Here is an 18,453-nt window from a genome sequence, read left to right as displayed (position 1 = left end):
AGATTTCATCTAAATAAAGCCTACCTATCACCTTTATAAATCGGCAACTGGTAGGCTTTTCTTATATATGTTTTAACAGCAACTATACTTAGCGAATATGTGATAAATAGCGCCAGCGAATTAAATAGAAATAGAAAACTTGAACACACGTAATAGCACCTAAAACGATTAATATTTCCTTCAATATCGAAAGCTCGGCAATCCCTTGCCAAAATGCCTGCAATGACATAAATGCAAATGTGCTATGCAGCATTGCTAAACCCCAAGGTAAAAAGAATTGTGGGATTAGCTGTCTATTCACAATCTTCCGTAGCTCTCTATCCGTGATTCCCATTCTCCTTAGGGCATTAAATTGTAGCTTATCTCGTTCCAAACCGGTATACAATTTAAAGTAAATAAAGCTGCCGGATGCTAAAAAAAACACCGAAGCTGCTAATAAGCCGATAAAAAGCAACAAAGCGAAGGTAGAACGAATAAATGAATAATCCAGGCCTGAATTCTCAAAGTAAAACGGTAATTCCTCCGAGTGTTCATTCATATAAGCCTCTGTCATCATCGAATCGAGCTCTAGCCCAATATCCTTTGTAGCCGTCCACTGTGGCACATGAAAGACAAATATATGATTCGTGGACTGTGCAGCATTCGCGCCCACCATTGCCTCATCGATTAAATTAAAATCATCATCGTTAATGACAATGACATTCGTTCCAAGCTCAGTAGGTGAGAAAAGTACTCGTGGATAAACTGAATTAATAAAAAGTGGAATACTATTTTCCTGCAAAACGGTCCAAACCTTTTTCGTCTTTAACTCCTCTAAAGACTTCTCAGAATAAGCTAAAAAGATTGCACCTCCCTGCTCCAAATTAACAACAGGATAGCCAAACACTAGCGCCAGTCGATTAATATCCGATTGTCGAACAATTTTTACCGGCTTTTGTGTACTAGAAGACGTTTGACGTTTTACAGTAAATTTATTTAAATGATACGAAAGCCCTTTATCTTCTAACTCCTTCGTCAAACTATTAATATGTGCTTCTTCAAAAGGGTTATCTATTTTACTTGAATATACGAGACCTAGTGGATTTAGACGATGAAACTGATGTGTAAATGTCGACATGGAAATGAGCGTACCTAGTGCTAAAAAGGCCAATGTAGAAACCATACATGATATGAAAAACATCCGTGCATTTTCACGCATAATAACGGACACTTCTGAAACAGTTAGTAATTGGTATTTATGCCAATACCATCTTTTACGCGCACGTACAAACGACATTAACCACTGCAATGAATCGGTAAAAAACAAATACGTACCGAGCGCAGCTAGGGGTGGTAATATGGCTGATAAAAAGATTAATCGCTCTTGTGTTGTAGAGGAAGCCAATGCATAAGAGACAACCAACAGTAGCAATCCTAAAATAGCTCGCCATAATGAATACGAAGCCGTTTGCTCATTACGCCAATAACCTTTCAACAAATCAATAACATCACGATCTCGTATGAACATCACACTAATGAATGAAATAATGACAAACAAACTTGTAAATGTTCCAATCGTTAAAGCAAAAGGTTCCCATGAAAAATACAAAGGTAAGCTATCAATTTGCAAAATTTCGCGTACAATCATGAAAAAGAATTTCGCAAAAGCATAACCAAACACAATACCAAAAATAATAGCGGCTGTCCCGATAATCATCGTTTCAAGTAATACAAGCTTATTTAACTGACGTTTCTCCATTCCAAGATGCATAAGTAAGCCAAATTCCTTTGAACGGGCCTCTAAAAATGCACGCATTGAATAAAATAAGAAGAACATCATAAATAATACTAAGACAACTTCAGCGACGAACATCCCTTGAAACGCAATTTCTCGTAAAAATTCATCTTCTACCTTTGGATGAAACATTAGCATTGAATAAATAAAAAACACCATTACGGATGATACGCTCGACATAAAAAACGCCGCATATACACGGTGATTCCTTATGACATTACGGTAGGCGAACTGTCGAAAAGTCACCGACATGACCTCCCAATAGACTGAGCACATTCAAAATCCGTTGGAAAAACGTCTGACGGTGATCATCTTTATAAATCTCGTTGAAATACTCACCATCTTTAATAAACAACACACGATCACAATAACTTGCAGCAATTGGATCATGCGTCACCATAACGATTGTCGTACGCTCTTTCTTATTAATACGACCTAATAGCTCTAACACATCTCTTGATGAATTTGAATCTAAATTCCCAGTCGGCTCATCTGCTAAAATGAGCGATGGCTTATGAATTAATGCGCGTCCAATTGCAGTCTTTTGAGCCTGTCCACCCGAAATTTCATTTGGGCGTTTCCCTAAAATAGATTGGATTCCTAACTGCTCTGACACAGATTGCACGCGCTCCTCCATCTTCTCAACATTCATATTATCTAAAGTCAATGGCAGTACCATATTTTCTTCAACAGTTAACATTGGTAATAAGTTAAAATCTTGGAATACAAAGCCCAGTTGACGACGTCGAAAATAAGCCAACTCATTCTTTTTTAATTCATGAGGCTTAATGCCATCTACAGTTATTTCACCTGATGTAGGCGAATCAATCGTCGAAACAACATTCAATAACGTCGTTTTCCCACTACCAGATGGACCCATAACCGCTAAAAAATCGCCTTTCTCTACTTCAAAACTGAGCTGATTAAGTGCCCTATGTGTCACCTTTCCTTCATAAACCTTTGTCACTTCATCAATTTTCAAGATGGACATTTATACTACCTCACTTTCCCGAATTGCTGAGGACGCCCGTTTAGACTCGACAAGCGCCGAAACCTTCGAATCGAAAACATCTTTTCAGTTTTCGTCCGAGAAGGTGTAGGTGACCTCGAGAGTCTGGCGTCCGAAGCTGGACTCCCGAATTGCTGAGGACGCCCGTTTAGACTCGACAAGCGCCGAAACCTTCGAATCGAAAACATCTTTTCAGTTTTCGTCCGAGAAGGTGTAGGTGACCTCGAGAGTCTGGCGTCCGAAGCTGGACTCCCGAATTGCTGAGGACGCCCGTTTAGACTCGACAAGCGCCGAAACCTTCGAATCGAAAACATCTTTTCAGTTTTCGTCCGAGAAGGTGTAGGTGACCTCGAGAGTCAGGCGTCCGAAGCTGGACTCCCGAATTGCTGAGGACGCCCGTTTAGCTCCGACAAGCACTTGAACCTTTGAAGCAAAAACTCCTTTGAATAAAGGAATGCATCCTAAGAATGATGGAACAAAACTGTCATCTTTGTTCCTTTTCCAACTTCAGATTCAATTATTAACTGGTGACCTAATTTATCACAAATTTCTTGTGCTAAATATAAGCCCATTCCAGTTGATTCGCCTGTTTTACGTCCATTTTCACCTGTGAAAAATGCACGTGTCACACGCTTCAAATCAGATGCCGGTATGCCAATTCCCTCATCCCGAATTATCAATACAATATGAGCATCCGTTAATTCTGCAGACAGATAAACCTTCTTACCTTCTTCAAACGTATACTTCACCGCATTCGTTATAAATTGCCCAATAATAAATTTCATCCATTTTGAATCAGTCGGTACCATAAGCGTTTCATCTATCGCAATATTAGGATAAACACGATGTGCAATAAATAATCGCTTATGCTCATTAACTGCCTCAACAATCAATTGACGCAGTGAAACCTGTTCAATTTTCATATCTTCTTCAAACGTATCGATTCTTGCATTCATCAATACTGTCTCAAGACCACGCTTCATACGATCAACTTCTTCTTGCACACTCTTTTTATCCAACTCACCATTATCTTGTAGTAGCAATTCTAAAACAGCAAGTGGCGTTTTCATTTGGTGTACCCATTGATTCATAAATTGTAAATGACGATTTTGCTTCGCATATAAAGCCTGTACTTCAAGCTGATAAATTTTATAAAGTATATGAATGAATTCCTCTGTTTGCATATGCTCAGGTGTTTTGGCGTTTTTTTGTAGTGCATCTTCCATCGTTTTTGGCATTCGAGTGACTTTTTTATAAAATGATTGACGCATAATATAACGCGCACATAAATACGTACACGTTAATATTAGCGTTATAACAATTGAATATACGGCAGTATCGACATTACGAAAGCCATCTAACCAATACAATACTAAGATAAACAATACTAATAAGATTTCAAAAAAGACTATTGAAATATTATCTTTCAAATATAATCGAACGCTTGCCATCATTAAGATTCCTCGGAACTTAATACAAAACGATAACCTGCGCCTCGAACTGTTTCAATCGTCGACTTTACTTCATAATCTGACAGTTTTTTTCGAACACGCGTCATATTTACATTCAGCGTATTTTCATCCACAAATGCCTGGTCATCCCACAGTTGTTCCAGTAATTGCTCTCGTGATACTACTTTAGGTGCTTGTCCCATCAACAATTCTAAAATAACCGATTCCTTCTTTTGCAATGGAATTTGATCCTGTTTCGTATGCAATTCCATACGTTCCAAAAACAAATGAAGCTGACCTAGCTTTACAGTCCTCTCTTCTTGCTTAGTCGCATATTCTCCATATGAACGACGTAAATGACTCTTTATTTTTGCTAGAACGATTTCGTAATGGAAAGGTTTCGTAATAAAATCATCTCCACCATTCTCAAGCGCAAAAATTTGATCCATTTCGCCAGAACGAGCCGATATAAAAATAATTGGACAAGTCGTCATCTGCCTTAGCTGACGACACCAATAATATCCATCATATGAAGGTAAGTTAATATCAAGCAAAACAAGATGAGGATTGAACGCCGTAAACTCTTCAAGGATGCTATCAAAAGATTCGACTGTTTTCACTTCATAATGATATTTGCGCAAAGTATCAGCAAGTAACGAAGCAATCTTCAAATCATCCTCCACGATTAATATACGATGTGTATTCATCCCACTCTCCCCTTTATCTCGACCGCACTTCTAAACATAATGCTGTCAAAATTTTCAATACATTAATTGTATAAATTGTTCTTTCGTAACGCCACCAAAGTATGTTGGTACATCGATTGCATTTAATGCTTCTTCAATTATGTTGCGTTCATATTTTTTACCTATTAAAGCTTTTTCTACATCTACCATATCACCAACGCCGAAGAAATCGCCGAAAATATTTACTTCTTCCATAACACCCTTTTTAACTTCTAAACGAATATCAATGCTACCTGATGGGAAACGTTGAGAGCGTTGTACATTGAATTTTGGTGATTGGCCATAGTTCCAATCCCATTTTTGGTAACGCTCCTCGGATAATTTATGGATGTTAGCCCAATCTTCATCTGTTAACTCGTAAAATTGAATATTCTCTTCGCCACCGAAAATTGATTTTAATATTTCCATACGAAATTCTTCTACTGTCATTGGTTCTTCCATAAACTCAACAATATTTGCAACACGTGAGCGAATCGATTTAATGCCTTTTGATTCTATTTTTTCTTTTTTCACTTTTAACGCAGAGACAACAGCATCAATTTCTGTATCAAACAGTAAAGTACCATGACTGAACATACGACCTTTTGTAGAGAATTGAGCGTTACCAGAAATTTTGCGCCCTTCAGCCATAATATCATTACGACCTGACAATTCAGAGTTAATGCCCATATTTTTCAATGCATCTACTACTGGCTGCGTGAATTTCTTAAAGTTTTGGAAGCTTTCTCCATCATCCTTTGTTAAGAAGCTGAAATTCAAATTACCTAGATCATGATACACAGCACCACCACCCGATAAACGGCGAACAACGATAATCCCATTGTCTTCTACATAATCTGTATTAATTTCTTCTACTGTATTTTGGTTACGGCCAATAATGATCGATGGTTGGTTGATATAGAACAATAAGAAAGAATCTTTCTCCACATCCATCGTTTTTAACGCATATTCCTCAATTGCTAAGTTAATGCGTGGATCTGTAATACCCTTATTATCTATAAAGTACATTCATTTCACTCCTCTAAAGTCTCTCATGAATTATTTTAACTCAAATTTGGGTTTTTGTATTGACATAAACATATCTGTTATAATACAATAAATTATATCGAATCAGTATTATAACAGATTACTTAGGAGGCGGAACACAATGTTAGAAAATGTCGTTGAATTTTTCAAGAATTTACCTGCTAAACAATGCACTGTATGCGGTGAGAAAATAGAAGAACAAAGCGAGTGCTATTCAAACACTTGTGAACATTGCAATTCTCTTTAATCGTTATTTATTGATCAACCGAACTCCACATTCGATTGATTGTACTTTTTCATCACTATTTGAACCATAGAGATGAACCTATATTAAGTCGCTTACATTAGAAAAAGCGAAGAGAGCCTGAACCACTCTCTTCGCTTTTTCTCTTTTTATAAACATTTAATGTAAAAAGGTTAGAGAGCATACTTAGCTCTCTAACCTTTTTCTATATTATGCTTCTGCTGTATCCGTTTTTGAATGACGCTTTTTGAAGATTAATGCAAAATACCCTAAAGTAATTGCTAAACAGCCAGCCATAAAGCCGAATAGAATACCGCTATTTGTCCAGAAGAAGCTCATATCTCCAGTAGAGATTGCTGCTTTAAAGCCTTGAACAGAATATGTCATTGGAAGCAGTGTATTAAAGATGTGCAATGGTTGTGGTACTAATTCTAATGGGAATGTACCTGCACTTGTAGTCAATTGTAAAATCAGGATTAAGATTGCCACGAATCGACCTGGATCTGCAAGAATTGATACTAACATTTGAGTCAATGCTAGGAATGTGTAACTTGTCAAGATCGTCATTAATATAAATGCGCCTGTATTCATTGGCTCAAGCTTTAAGCCCCATATAACAATTGCAACTGCAGTTAATGATTGAACTAAACCAACAACAGCCAATACTGCAACTTTACTTGCGAACCACGAAACGCCATTAATTGGTTTAATCGCTGGTTCCACTAGTGGGAAGACGATTGTAATTAATAAAGCACCGACAAATAAACCAAGTGATAAGAAGTATGGTGCAAAACCGGTACCGTAGTTAGGTACTGCATTGATTTCTTTTTTATCAACTGCTACTGGTTCACCGACCATATCATATGTTTTTTGAGTTGCTCTCACTTCAGCGGCTTTTTCATTCGCTTCTTTTAATTTCCCTTGTAATGTGTTAGTACCGTCTTTTAATTCAGATGTACCGTCTTTTAATTTACCTGAACCATCTTGTAATTTATCTAGGCCCGTTACAAGTGATGATGTACCACCACTTAATGTACCTAGACCTGTTGAAAGTTTACCCGAACCGTCTTGTAATTGCCCAAGACCACTTGTTAATGATTGAGTACCATCAGCAAGTTTTGATGAACCGTCAGCTAATTGAGATGATCCTGATTGTAATTTACTCATACCGCCAGTTAGATCTGTTAAACCACCTTGTAATTGACCTGCTCCAGCATCTAATTTTTTAGCGCCTGTAATTGAAGAACTCCAGTTAGAAGCTAATTGATTAGTACCTCCAGCTAATTGTTTTGTACCAGGTGCCAATTCTCCACTAACGGTTTTATTCATTTTATCCAAACCTGCTGCTACAGTTGCTGCACCTTGTTTTAGTGAAGCTGCTTTTTCAGATGTTGGGACTGGAATAGTAGAAACTTGTTTGTTTAATTCTGCTGTACCTGAGCTTAGCTTACCTGCAACCGCATTTGCTTTGTTAGCAGTTGCATCTATTGTTCCTGCTTTTTCAAGTAAAGCTTGTTTTTGTTCTTTAGAAATATCCATCTTATTAATTTGCTCAACTAGCTGTTTTGTATCGGCTGCTAATGTTTGCGAAATTGCACTTAAGCCTGCAGCTCCATCATTTGTATCACTAACACCTTTTTGCAAGGCTGGGACTTTTTCAGTCATAGCCCCAAGACCGTCTACAAGTTGTGTAACTCCTGCAGAAACTTGTTGTGCACCAGGTGCTAATTGACCTAAACCAGCACTTAAAGTTCCAACGCCTGTATTCACTTTTTGTGCGCCGTCATTTAATGCGTTAATGTTTGATGTATTACCTTCTAAACCTTTTACTAAAGTAGCGGTACCTTTTTTCAATTCTGTTGAACCAGATTGTAATTGGCTTGAACCATCTTTAGCAGAAAGAATACCTGTATTTAATTCAGATGTACCTTTTGCTAAGGTTTGAGCTCCATTATTTAAAGTGCCTGCACCTTCTGCCGCTGAATCAATACCATTTTTTAAATCGGTTGAACCTTTTGCTGCTGTTTTAGCACCATCATTTAGCTGAGTAGCACCATCTGTAGCAGTCCCGATACCATCTTTTAATTGACTAGCACCGTTTTTTAATTTTTTAGAGCCTTTTTCAAGTTTAACAGCACCATCTGCTGCATCCCCAAAACCGTCTCCTAATTTTGCAATATTATCAAATAACGTTTCAGCATAAGTTGCAGAAACCTTTTTATTTACTTCAGCACGCACAAGCTCCATTGCTGTATTACCGATTTGTCCACTCAAGAAGTTGAAGCCTTCATTTGGACGGTAAATAATTTTCATTTGTTCAGGACTATCTTCTAATAAAGTACCCGCATTTTTTGAGAAGTTTTCAGGGATTTCAATTAAAATATAATAATCGCGACCTTCTAATCCTTCTTCACCTTTTGCTTCTGATACTTCCACGAATTTAAATTCTTTACTATCTACTAAATTTTCGACTAGGTCATCACCTAATGTCTTTTTTTCACCATCTATTTCAGCGCCTTTGTCATTGTTGACAAGTGCAACCGGCATATCCTGTAAATTTGCATATGGATCCCAGAAAGCCCATAGGAACATACCTGCATATAAAACAGGGACGAAAAGAACTGCGATAACTGCAATCAGCATTTTTTTCGTACGGAGAATTTTCGCAAATTCTGCCTTAATCATTCTTCATTCCTCCTATAAAACTGATTGACCAAATATCTCAGTTGGTCATTTTTATTTAAAAAAAGAATCTCATGGTAAGAGACCTCGGAAAATTGTATCTTGAAACAGTGAAGCTATTTTTTCCTCTGATAGTTCAAAGTCATGTGTTGCTCCCCAATCCGCAACAAATCCGAAATAAGCTTTTAATAATAAATAAGCGATTAGTTCTGGTTCGCACTCTCGAATTTCACCTTTGTCTACTGCAATCGTAATTTTCTCTGCAACATAACTGATAATTTCCTGTTCAATTCGAATGAGCATATGCTTCACAGCGGGTGTTCTAAGTTCCTTTTCTTCCTCAAGCAATTTCGCATATAGAAGATGTACTTCTCTGAACTCTAAAACCTTCATTAACACCGCATGTGCATTTTCTTGGAATGGTTGATCAACTGCTATCACTTTGTCTGCAGCAGTCTTCATCTCTTGAATCATTTTCACGACGATCTCTTGAAAAAGGATTTCCTTATTACTAAAGAACGTATAAATTGTTCCTTTTCCGACGTTCGCGATTTTCGCTACCTGATCCATTGTCGTAGCTTTATATCCAAAAAAAGAAAATGACTTCGAAGCCGCTTCTAGTATTTCTTGTCTGCGGTCCATTTTGTTTCTCACCAACTTCCGTTTCAAATAAAAATGACCAGAAAACCATTTTGGTCATCTGGTCATTTATTCTACACTCAACAATTAAAAGATGCAAGTGTTTTTCATAAAAAACAATTTACTATTTTATTTTCATTTATGATCATGTGATTTCGAGTCAGAATCATCGTCCATATCCATTTTTTCCATTCCTTTTGAACTGCCATTTGATTCTTCTTTGACAGTACTCATATCCGGATCACCGACAATGATTTTTTGTTTCGGCATTACATGCAGACCTCGTGCATTTGTATGCGCAAACATATAGTAAACACCATCATGGTCTAAAGTTATAGTCGTTTTATACACGCCTTTTCCATCAAGTTTACCTTCAATCATTTGTCCATCTTCACGCATACCAGATTCCCATACTTCAAATTTCACATCATTTGCATCATCAACGTCTTCTCCACCTTGTGTCACATGAGCAGCCAACTCAATTTCTTTATTAGCCTCTGCTTTTTCTGGTGTTAAAATATCGACTTTTACTTCCACAGACGTACCTTCATTATTTGATACATGGTCCTCTTTCTTTGCATCATCGTTATTACATCCTGCAAGTAAACCTGAAATAACTAATAAACCAATCATCCATTTCTTCATTTTTAAAACTCCTCTACTACTGGTATTTGTATTGTAATCGTAGTACCTTTTCCAAGCACACTGTCAATTTGCCAAGTACCCTCATGCAATTTAACGAGCTGGTCAACGATTGAAAGACCTAATCCACTTCCGCCATCACTACGACTTCTTGCTTTATTCACTCGGTAAAAACGCTCTGTTATATGAGGTAAATCATCCGCCGGAATTCCGATTCCATGATCTTTTATTTGAATGGTAGCTATTTGCCCCGTCTCTTTTGCAATTATTTGCATCGACGTATGCTCGTTTGAATATCGTAACGCATTTTCGATTAGGTTGATGAAAATTTGTTTCAACTTCTCTTCATCGGCATTAACAATAATATCCTCACTCACATCTACATTTACCGTAATATCCTTTTTATATGCCTGCTGCTCAGTTAACAATACGACCTCACGAATCGTTTCGGCGAGCGGCAATGGATATAACATAATAGGCTCTGATACATTCGCTGATCTTGATAATTGTAATAATTCATTTGTCAGCTTTTCCATACGATTTGCTTCTCGGACAATCAAGGCAATTGTTTCATGTTGCTCTTTATCAGGTATAAAACCCTCTTGTATTGCTTCACCATAACCTTTTACATAACTAATTGGTGTGCGTAATTCATGTGACACCGTAGCTAAAAAGTTCCTTTGCGCCTCATCTTCTTGTTGAATCGCAGTCGCCATTTTATTGAATGTTACAGACAACCGCCCTATCTCATCTTTGGACGAAACTTGTACCCGCGTCTCATAATTTCCATCTGCCATTTTCTCTGCCGCGTTTTGCAAAGCATTTAGTGGCTTCATAATATGACCTATACCTTTATAAATACCTAGACCTATGAGTAATAAAAAAACCGCCGCACTGCCTAATAAAAAAATGACTTCTTTAGATGCCAATTCTGTAATTTTTGCTAACGGGAAATATAAATAAATAATGCCTTCTAAACGATTTTGATCAGTCAGTGGTATGATCACCGAAATGATTTGCCGATTAAAACGTTCTTCGTACCCCATCTTCGTGACAGCGTGTCCTTTTAAAAGCTGTTGTCGCTCATCCGATCCAATTAATGTTTTATAGTCGATATCAAATGGTACACAGGCACTCAATTCACGCGGGTTCCTCACTGCAAATATATCCACTTCTGAATACATATTATAATTATCAATTTGCATAATAAAGTCGTCGGTCACTTGCCCACCTTCATAAATTGTCGCTAATTTTTCACCGACTTCAATCATCGACTGCTCTGCATCTTTGACATATAATCTTTCATATAAAAAATTCGTCAGTACATACATAAAAAGCACCGTCAGCGTAAGAAAGATTAGAATCATTGCCCAAATACGTGTGGACAGCTTTTTCATATTACCGCCTCAAAACGATAACCTAGCCCCCATACGGTGTGAATGTATTGCCCTGCTTCTTTCCCAAGTTTCAGACGAAGTGTTTTAATATGCGTATCTACTGTTCTAGTTCCACCTGCATAGTCTAAGCCCCATAAGCTTTCAAGTAATTGTTCACGTGTATATACAGCATTTTCCTTCGACATAAATAAATGTAGCAAATCAAATTCCTTTAATGTTAACGGAATCACGTTACCTACTACTAATACTTTTCTTGATACTTCATCTAGCTCGATTATTCCTTTACATAAATGCTTTGTATGCATTTCCATCGGTACATTTCCCATACGACGTAACACCGCCACAATACGGGCTACAAGCTCTGTTGATGTAAATGGTTTTACAATATAATCATCCGCACCAATCGTTAAGCCCTTTACTTTATCCTCATTAGCATCTTTTGCTGTTAGGAAAATTATCGGTACATTCGAAGTCATACGGATTTCTTCACATACTTGAAAGCCATCCATACCCGGCATCATGACATCAAGCAGCACTAAATCGACTTTCACTTGAGAGAGCACTTCTAAAGCAATATGACCGTTTTCAGCTTGTAGTGTTTGAAAGCCCGACTTTTTGAGCATCATATCGATTAAATTTCTCATATCTTGTTCATCATCGACAATTAGAATGGATGTCATTCACTCATCTCCCTTACAATCAATTGAAACGGTCCTTTATCGACTTTAATTTTATGTGCAATTTTGTTATTTTTCATAAAGTATAATGTTTGATCATCATACCCTGCAACAACGACATATTGCCCAAATACCTGTACCGCAAATGGATTCGCACCAATTTCTTGTTTATTAATTACCTTACCATCATAATCTACTTCATATAATTGACTTTGCCCATGACTCACGACAAATATTCGGTCATCATCTAATGCAAAACCGATTGGCATCATAGGCAGCGAAAGCTCACTATTCTTCTGTCCCTTATCTATATTAAAAATATCGACAGTCGTATTCGGTTTCATACCTTCACCATGCCCGCCTAGCCACAACTCATCTCGATCATTTACAATAACCATACCATGCGAGGACTTGGGAATCCGCCATTTATCCATAACATCTAATGACTTTGCATCCAGAACCGAAAGTTTCGTATCTTTATAATTGACTACATACAATTTCTGCTCATGAATGAGCATCGACATCGGATAATTACCAACCTTCTTCTCAGCGATTTGCTCCCCATGATCCGTGTAAGCTGTAACGCGATTTGTTTTACCATTTGCAATATAGAGCATTTTTTCATTTGGCGAATATATGGCATTCGTCACTCCAACACCTGTTGCAATGGAATACGCCTCTTCGCCCGTACTTAAATTATATACTTCTGCACTCTCCAACTGATTGCCATATAAGAGTAAATACTGCTGACCAATCAAAGTAGCGCCTGTATAAGCTTTCTTTAGCTGCCAAGTTGCAAAAACCTTACTATCTTCATTCACAAAAGTCACTGAAGGCTGCTGTATATTCACGGCTGCAATAAAAGAAGCATCCCCAGGAATCGCCGTATACGCATCTTCCCCACAACCAGAAAGTAACAGCACAACAAACAGCGCGATGATAGTAACTAACCTTCTCAAATCCATCACCCCTACCTCTTATAATACTTTATAAATGTGAAATAATAGTGAAAGAAAGCCAAGCAAATTGTGAATTTATTGAAATGCTGAAGCGGCCTGTTCAGCTGCGTTTCTAGTTATAAAAGTTGGTTCCCAGTCACAATAGCTCCCCCTCCAGTCATAGAAGCTGTGCTCTCAGTCATAATAGCTTCCTCCCCAGTCATAGAAGCTGTGCTCTCAGTCATAATAGCTTCCTCCCCAGTCATAGAAGCTATGCTCTCAGTCATAATAGCTCCCCCTCCAGTCATAGAAGCTATGCTCTCAGTCATAATAGCTCCCCCTCCAGTCATAGAAGCTATGCTCTCAGTCATAATAGTTTCCTCTACAGTCATAGAAGCTGTCCTTGCTGATCCGTTCACCAACTTCTAACTAAAACATTACGGCTCCTAGCCGCAAAAAAGCCGCCCTTCTGTAGGTTACTTTCTACCCAATCAAAAGAACGACTTATTTATTCAAATAAATTTATTAAAATTTCAGCTGCAGCATTACGAGCTTGATCGACACAGTCGGGTAAGCTTGTACCTTCATATGAACTACCAATTAACTTCAAAGTCGGATAGTGTTCATTCAATTCTTGTTTTGCTGCTTCCAAACGCCGAGCATGTCCAACTGTATATTGAGGCATGGCTTCTTTCCATCTTGAAACGACTGTAAAAATAGGATTTCCTTCTACAGGGGTTACTCTATTTAAATCTTGTAATACGACCTTTTCGATTTCGCTATCTGATAAATCAACGATCGCTTCATCACCGGAACGCCCTACATAGGATTTTAATAATGCATAGCCTTCAGGTGCTGCAAGCGGCCATTTTCGATGTGTCCACGAGCACGCTGTAATAGAAAAGTCACTATTACGTGCAACGACTAACTCAGTTCCGGTAAAATTCTCATCAATTGCATGAATAGGAAATGCCATCGTTACAGTCGCAACAGTAGTTAGTGGAATTTGCTGCAAGCTTTGTAGTAATTGTTGTTTGGCAAACATTTTTTGTGTTATTAGATGTGGTGTTGCAATTATTACTGCATCTGCAGCAATCGAGGACTTATTATTCAAGGATAATGTTACTTGATGAGCTGTCTTAGCAATCGATTCTACTTTGACACTTTTTAAAATCGTTGTATCTACTAATCTGGCTTCCAATGCCTCGATCAACGTTTCAAGACCATTCTTAAATGTTCGGAAAGGACGATTTTTATTCCCCACTGATTCTTTAATAATTAAATCAGTAGGTGTATTTTTCATTCCTGTTATTAGACTTCTATATTCTTTTTCCATCTTCATAAACTTTGGAAAAGTTGATTGTAAGCTAAGCTGATCTATATCTCCGGCAACAACACCTGATAACAGTGGTTCGATTATGTTTTCAACAGTTTCTTTACCGAAGCGTCTACGTATAAACTTTCCTAATGGCTGATCCTCTTCTCGAACACGAGAACGTGGAATCCAAAGATCACATAAAGCACGTATTTTGCCGCTCCATGATACAATTTCGGATGTCAAAAATGAAGATAACTGTGTTGGAATGCCTAAAACAGAACCTGCTGGCACTGGATATAGTTTTTCATTAGCAGTAATGAATGTTTGACCTGCTTCATTCCTGATAAGCTGGTCTTCAATTCCTAAATCTTTTACTAACTTGGCCATACTATTATTGTTATCAATATATGAATCTGGACCGCGTTCAACGATAAAATTTTCCTTACGTACAGTTTGAATCTTCCCACCTATACGATGAGAGGATTCAATTAGTACAATTTCTAACGGAAGTTTTTTCTCTTTAGCCTCTTGTTGCAAATAGAACGCAGCAGTTAAGCCTGTAATCCCACCACCGATAACGGCTACCCTTTGCTTTTGTTCAGTCACATCAATCATCACTTTCTATTTAGCTGAAGATAATGTTTTATGAATTATATCGACCATTGCATCGATGAATAGAGGATCGTCATTTGGCATAGCCGGGCGACGATAGTTAGCGCCTAGCTCTTCACAAACAACGCGGCATTCGTAGTCATTATCAAATAAAACTTCTAAATGTTCCGCTACGAAACCTACTGGCGTGTAGACGAATGAACGGAAGCCTTTTTCATTGTATAGTTCACGAGTTAAATCTTGTACATCTGGTCCAAGCCAAGGTTCTGGTGTTTGTCCAGCACTTTGCCAACCTACTGCCATATGTTCTACACCAGTTTCTTTTTGAAGAATATCTGCTGTTTCTTGTAATTGATCCGCATATGGGTCGCCCATTTCAACAATTTTCTCCGGTAATGAGTGGTTTGAAACGATTAGGCAAGCTGTTTTACGTTCTTCTTCAGGCATATCATCAAACGCTTCGGTAATTTTCTCTGTCCAGTATTGGATGAATTTTGATTCTTTGTACCAACTCTCAACTGAAGTAATTGTTAAGCCACCTAGCTCAGCTGCTTTTTCTTTTGCACGACCATTGTACGATTTAATAGAGAATGTTGAGAAGTGAGGTGCAAGTACGATTGAAACAGCTTCTGTAATACCGTCCTTATGCATCGCTTCCACTGCATCTTCTACGAATGGTGCAATATGTTTTAGACCTATATATAATTTGTACTCTACTTCATCTTGTACTTCATTTAAACGAGCACATAAAGCTGCCGCTTGTTTACGTGTTGTTTCTGCGAGAGGTGAAATACCACCGATTGCTTGATAACGACTACGTAGGTCTTCGATTAGTTCTTCGCTCGGTTTGCGACCGTGACGAATATGTGTATAATATGCTTCAATTTCATCTTCGTTGTTGGGAGTACCATAAGCCATTACCAATAAGCCCATTGTTTTTTTCATTGTATTTTTCACCTCAAAAGATTTTTTCCTACCTATTAAAAACGCGCTTTCACTTGATCTGCGCTATATTCATGAATAAGTGTTGTTAAACGTTTTAAAACATCTGGATCTACTGAAGGGAAGACACCGTGTCCAAGGTTGAAAATATGACCTGGTATTTCTAAACCTTGGTCAATAATTGCCTTTGTACGCTCTTCAATAACAGACCAATCAGCTAATAATAGAGTTGGATCTAAGTTTCCTTGTACTGGTTTTGTCATGCCCATTGCACGTGCTTCTTTAATTGGTAATCGCCAATCTAAACCGATAACATCTACTGGTAGATCATGCCAATCCATTGCTAAGTGGCTTGCACCTACACCGAATGTAATCATTGGTACATCTAACTCTTTTAGCTCAGTAAAGATTCTTGTCATTACTGGTTTAATAAAGATTCGGTAATCTTCTTTGTCTAATGCGCCAACCCATGAATCGAAAATTTGGAATGCTTTTGCACCTGCTCCAACTTGCGCTTTAATATCAACAATAATCATATCAGCTAACTTATCCATTAACATAAACCAAGCTTGTGGCTCTGATACCATAAATGATTTTGTTAAGCTATAATTTCTAGAAGGACCGCCTTCAATCATATAGCTAGCAAGTGTAAATGGTGCTCCCGCAAAACCGATTAATGGTACATCTAGTTGTTCTTCAGTTAAAATTTTAATAGTATCAAGCACGAATGGTACATGTTCTTCAGGATTAAATTCGCGTAAAGCTTCTACATCTTTTGTAGAGCGAATTGGGTTTGAAATCACTGGACCAATTCCTGCTTTTATCTTCACATCAACACCCATACCTGGTAGTGGTGTTACGATGTCTTTATATAAAATGGCAGCATCGACATTATAATTTTGCACTGGTAAATGTGTTACATACGCACACAGTTCCGGTTGATGTGTAATCTCCTCTAGTGAGTACTTCTCTTTAATCTTACGGTATTCAGGCTGTGAACGCCCTGCTTGACGCATATACCAAACAGGCGTATAGGCTGTCCTCTCTCCACGTGCTGCGCGTAAAAGCGTATCATTAATCTTTCTCATGAATAGATTCATTCCCTTCATATATATAAGTTATTCGTTTCGACTTTCGTATCCGTTTTCACTATAGTCGTTTCCCATGTTATTGTATAGTTTTCAGCCCGAAATGTCATAAAATTGTTTGTAATGTTGACAACTTTTTGACAAAGATGTCAGACAATCAAAAAATCCGCTAATCCTTTTACTATATTTTGCTTTTTAATCTATATATCAAACATGCAATTATTAATTTTGCACACTATAATGTTTAATTAATACAAGCTATTGCTAACTATATTATATAAAGCCTTATTGAAGTGTGGAAGGCGCTCGTTCAGCTGCGACATGCGCTGTAGGGCTCGAACACAAGACGCTCTACCAGTCTTGTGCCGAGAGACCGAAGCGACCTCGAGCAGCTAGCGCCTGGAACTGGACATCCCGAAGTGTGGAAGGCGCTCGTTCAGCTGCGACATGCGCTGGAGGACTCGAACACAAGACGCTCTACCAGTCTTGTGCCGAGAGACCGAAGCGACCTCGAGCAGCTAGCGCCTGGAACTGGACATTCCGAAGTGTGAAAGGCGCTCGTTTAGCTGCGACATGCGCTGGAGGACTCGAACACAAGACGCTCTACCAGTCTTGTGCCGAGAGACCGAAGCGACCTCGAGCAGCTAGCGCCTGGAACTGGACATTCCGAATTGCTGTAGACACTTAAGAACATTCGAATTAAACAGGAGGCGGTATTGATGAATATTTATTTAACATCTGGAACACCTGAATTCATGGAAAGCCTACGAAAAAAATACCCTAATGAAAAAATGATTGTGCTACACGGTGCAGGTAACTCTGTGTTGCTTCATGAGACAGCAGGAAAGTCGGTATTCCAAACACCTCGTCGCTACGAAGTATTGGATTCAACGAACGAATTAGAGGAGCAAGGATTTTTTGTCTTCAACAATATTCCGGTTTCTGATGAAGGACGGCCAATATTCGAACATCGCTTTTTAAGTCGCTCACGCGCTATTGAGGATGAGCCCGGCTTCAAAGCATATCGCTTACTTAAACCGCTAAATTCTGAAACTTATATTGTCGCATCAGAATGGTCTGGTCCTGCTTCATTTGAAGCGTGGAAAACATCAAAGGCATTTAAAGAAGCTCATGAAAATCAGAGTACTTCAGATGGTACTGATAATCGCAACATTTTCACAAGTAAACCTTATGTAACAACTTATACAACTGCCAAAATTGAAGAAAATGAAGATTAATCATTTAAGTCGAGTCCAGCGCTCGGCTTT

General features: G+C 38.2%; 17 protein-coding genes. 2 read left to right on the top strand and 15 right to left on the bottom strand.

Annotated elements, in window-relative coordinates:
• Nucleotides 1–88 precede the first annotated feature (88 nt).
• The 5 genes from JFL43_RS14140 to JFL43_RS14120 all read right to left on the bottom strand — a co-directional run bounded on the left by JFL43_RS14140 (nt 89) and on the right by JFL43_RS14120 (nt 5,988).
• Entirely contained in the window at nt 89–2,026 is a 1,938-nt protein-coding gene (locus JFL43_RS14140) for an ABC transporter permease (protein WP_234447791.1), read from the bottom strand.
• The gene (locus JFL43_RS14135) at nt 1,992–2,765 is read right to left on the bottom strand and encodes an ABC transporter ATP-binding protein (protein ID WP_200749531.1); all 774 of its coding nucleotides are present in this window, start codon (nt 2,763–2,765) and stop codon (nt 1,992–1,994) included. Before JFL43_RS14135 ends, JFL43_RS14140 begins: the two co-directional genes overlap by 35 nt.
• Before the next feature lie 479 nt (nt 2,766–3,244).
• Entirely contained in the window at nt 3,245–4,234 is a 990-nt protein-coding gene (locus JFL43_RS14130) for a sensor histidine kinase (protein ID WP_200749571.1), read from the bottom strand.
• A gap of 2 nt (nt 4,235–4,236) precedes the next feature.
• Nucleotides 4,237–4,941, bottom strand: coding sequence for a response regulator transcription factor (locus tag JFL43_RS14125; protein ID WP_100795994.1), 705 nt, complete (start codon nt 4,939–4,941; stop codon nt 4,237–4,239).
• Between the two features lie 54 nt (nt 4,942–4,995).
• Nucleotides 4,996–5,988 carry a lipoate--protein ligase gene (locus tag JFL43_RS14120; RefSeq protein ID WP_100795993.1) on the bottom strand — a complete coding sequence of 331 codons (993 nt, stop codon included), beginning with the start codon at nt 5,986–5,988 and terminating at the stop codon, nt 4,996–4,998.
• Nucleotides 5,989–6,127: 139 nt separating this feature from the next.
• Between JFL43_RS14120 and yhfH the strand changes: the two genes are divergently transcribed.
• The gene (yhfH, locus tag JFL43_RS14115; protein ID WP_076034471.1) at nt 6,128–6,253 is read left to right on the top strand and encodes a protein YhfH; all 126 of its coding nucleotides are present in this window, start codon (nt 6,128–6,130) and stop codon (nt 6,251–6,253) included.
• 207 nt (nt 6,254–6,460) lie between these two features.
• Here yhfH and JFL43_RS14110 read toward each other — a convergent pair whose 3' ends face one another.
• The 10 genes from JFL43_RS14110 to hemE all read right to left on the bottom strand — a co-directional run bounded on the left by JFL43_RS14110 (nt 6,461) and on the right by hemE (nt 17,185).
• Nucleotides 6,461–8,935: a YhgE/Pip domain-containing protein gene (locus JFL43_RS14110; RefSeq protein ID WP_200749530.1), complete on the bottom strand. Its 2,475-nt coding sequence runs from the start codon at nt 8,933–8,935 to the stop codon at nt 6,461–6,463.
• 69 nt (nt 8,936–9,004) lie between these two features.
• Nucleotides 9,005–9,574, bottom strand: a complete 570-nt coding sequence (locus JFL43_RS14105; RefSeq protein ID WP_100795990.1) for a TetR/AcrR family transcriptional regulator — start codon at nt 9,572–9,574, stop codon at nt 9,005–9,007.
• A gap of 132 nt (nt 9,575–9,706) precedes the next feature.
• A complete protein-coding gene (locus tag JFL43_RS14100) occupies nt 9,707–10,216 on the bottom strand; it encodes a FixH family protein (RefSeq protein WP_200749529.1) in 510 nt (169 codons plus the stop codon).
• 2 nt (nt 10,217–10,218) lie between these two features.
• Nucleotides 10,219–11,610, bottom strand: a complete 1,392-nt coding sequence (locus JFL43_RS14095) for a sensor histidine kinase (RefSeq protein ID WP_200749528.1) — start codon at nt 11,608–11,610, stop codon at nt 10,219–10,221.
• Nucleotides 11,607–12,290, bottom strand: coding sequence for a response regulator transcription factor (locus tag JFL43_RS14090; RefSeq protein WP_200749527.1), 684 nt, complete (start codon nt 12,288–12,290; stop codon nt 11,607–11,609). Before JFL43_RS14090 ends, JFL43_RS14095 begins: the two co-directional genes overlap by 4 nt.
• Nucleotides 12,287–13,252, bottom strand: a complete 966-nt coding sequence (locus JFL43_RS14085) for a YncE family protein (protein WP_100795986.1) — start codon at nt 13,250–13,252, stop codon at nt 12,287–12,289. Before JFL43_RS14085 ends, JFL43_RS14090 begins: the two co-directional genes overlap by 4 nt.
• Before the next feature lie 110 nt (nt 13,253–13,362).
• A complete protein-coding gene (locus JFL43_RS14080) occupies nt 13,363–13,554 on the bottom strand; it encodes a hypothetical protein (RefSeq protein ID WP_200749526.1) in 192 nt (63 codons plus the stop codon).
• Nucleotides 13,555–13,733: 179 nt separating this feature from the next.
• Nucleotides 13,734–15,158, bottom strand: a complete 1,425-nt coding sequence (gene hemY, locus JFL43_RS14075) for a protoporphyrinogen oxidase (protein ID WP_200749525.1) — start codon at nt 15,156–15,158, stop codon at nt 13,734–13,736.
• Nucleotides 15,159–15,164: 6 nt separating this feature from the next.
• Complete coding sequence (gene hemH, locus JFL43_RS14070) at nt 15,165–16,100, bottom strand: ferrochelatase (protein ID WP_100795983.1); 936 nt, start codon at nt 16,098–16,100, stop codon at nt 15,165–15,167.
• A 35-nt stretch (nt 16,101–16,135) separates the two neighbouring features.
• Complete coding sequence (hemE, locus tag JFL43_RS14065; protein WP_100795982.1) at nt 16,136–17,185, bottom strand: uroporphyrinogen decarboxylase; 1,050 nt, start codon at nt 17,183–17,185, stop codon at nt 16,136–16,138.
• Nucleotides 17,186–17,904: 719 nt separating this feature from the next.
• Between hemE and JFL43_RS14060 the strand changes: the two genes are divergently transcribed.
• Nucleotides 17,905–18,423 carry an antibiotic biosynthesis monooxygenase family protein gene (locus JFL43_RS14060; protein ID WP_100795981.1) on the top strand — a complete coding sequence of 173 codons (519 nt, stop codon included), beginning with the start codon at nt 17,905–17,907 and terminating at the stop codon, nt 18,421–18,423.
• Nucleotides 18,424–18,453 lie beyond the last annotated feature (30 nt).

Source organism: Viridibacillus soli (assembly GCF_016612995.1).
Classification (GTDB): domain Bacteria; phylum Bacillota; class Bacilli; order Bacillales_A; family Planococcaceae; genus Viridibacillus; species Viridibacillus soli.
This window is presented reverse-complemented; position numbering and strand designations above follow the sequence as displayed.

Excerpts from the sequence above, each read along its gene's own strand:
- JFL43_RS14085 (WP_100795986.1), bottom strand. The coding sequence starts at position 13,252 with ATGGATTTGAGAAGGTTAGTTACTATCATCGCGCTGTTTGTTGTGCTG.
- JFL43_RS14090 (WP_200749527.1), bottom strand. The coding sequence starts at position 12,290 with ATGACATCCATTCTAATTGTCGATGATGAACAAGATATGAGAAATTTA.
- JFL43_RS14135 (WP_200749531.1), bottom strand. The coding sequence starts at position 2,765 with ATGTCCATCTTGAAAATTGATGAAGTGACAAAGGTTTATGAAGGAAAG.
- JFL43_RS14060 (WP_100795981.1), top strand. The coding sequence starts at position 17,905 with ATGAATATTTATTTAACATCTGGAACACCTGAATTCATGGAAAGCCTA.
- JFL43_RS14100 (WP_200749529.1), bottom strand. The coding sequence starts at position 10,216 with ATGAAGAAATGGATGATTGGTTTATTAGTTATTTCAGGTTTACTTGCA.
- hemY (WP_200749525.1), bottom strand. The coding sequence starts at position 15,158 with ATGATTGATGTGACTGAACAAAAGCAAAGGGTAGCCGTTATCGGTGGT.
- JFL43_RS14130 (WP_200749571.1), bottom strand. The coding sequence starts at position 4,234 with ATGGCAAGCGTTCGATTATATTTGAAAGATAATATTTCAATAGTCTTT.
- JFL43_RS14125 (WP_100795994.1), bottom strand. The coding sequence starts at position 4,941 with ATGAATACACATCGTATATTAATCGTGGAGGATGATTTGAAGATTGCT.
- JFL43_RS14080 (WP_200749526.1), bottom strand. The coding sequence starts at position 13,554 with ATGACTGAGAGCATAGCTTCTATGACTGGAGGGGGAGCTATTATGACT.
- JFL43_RS14105 (WP_100795990.1), bottom strand. The coding sequence starts at position 9,574 with ATGGACCGCAGACAAGAAATACTAGAAGCGGCTTCGAAGTCATTTTCT.
- JFL43_RS14120 (WP_100795993.1), bottom strand. The coding sequence starts at position 5,988 with ATGTACTTTATAGATAATAAGGGTATTACAGATCCACGCATTAACTTA.
- hemE (WP_100795982.1), bottom strand. The coding sequence starts at position 17,185 with ATGAGAAAGATTAATGATACGCTTTTACGCGCAGCACGTGGAGAGAGG.
- yhfH (WP_076034471.1), top strand. The coding sequence starts at position 6,128 with ATGTTAGAAAATGTCGTTGAATTTTTCAAGAATTTACCTGCTAAACAA.
- JFL43_RS14110 (WP_200749530.1), bottom strand. The coding sequence starts at position 8,935 with ATGATTAAGGCAGAATTTGCGAAAATTCTCCGTACGAAAAAAATGCTG.
- JFL43_RS14095 (WP_200749528.1), bottom strand. The coding sequence starts at position 11,610 with ATGAAAAAGCTGTCCACACGTATTTGGGCAATGATTCTAATCTTTCTT.
- JFL43_RS14140 (WP_234447791.1), bottom strand. The coding sequence starts at position 2,026 with ATGTCGGTGACTTTTCGACAGTTCGCCTACCGTAATGTCATAAGGAAT.
- hemH (WP_100795983.1), bottom strand. The coding sequence starts at position 16,100 with ATGAAAAAAACAATGGGCTTATTGGTAATGGCTTATGGTACTCCCAAC.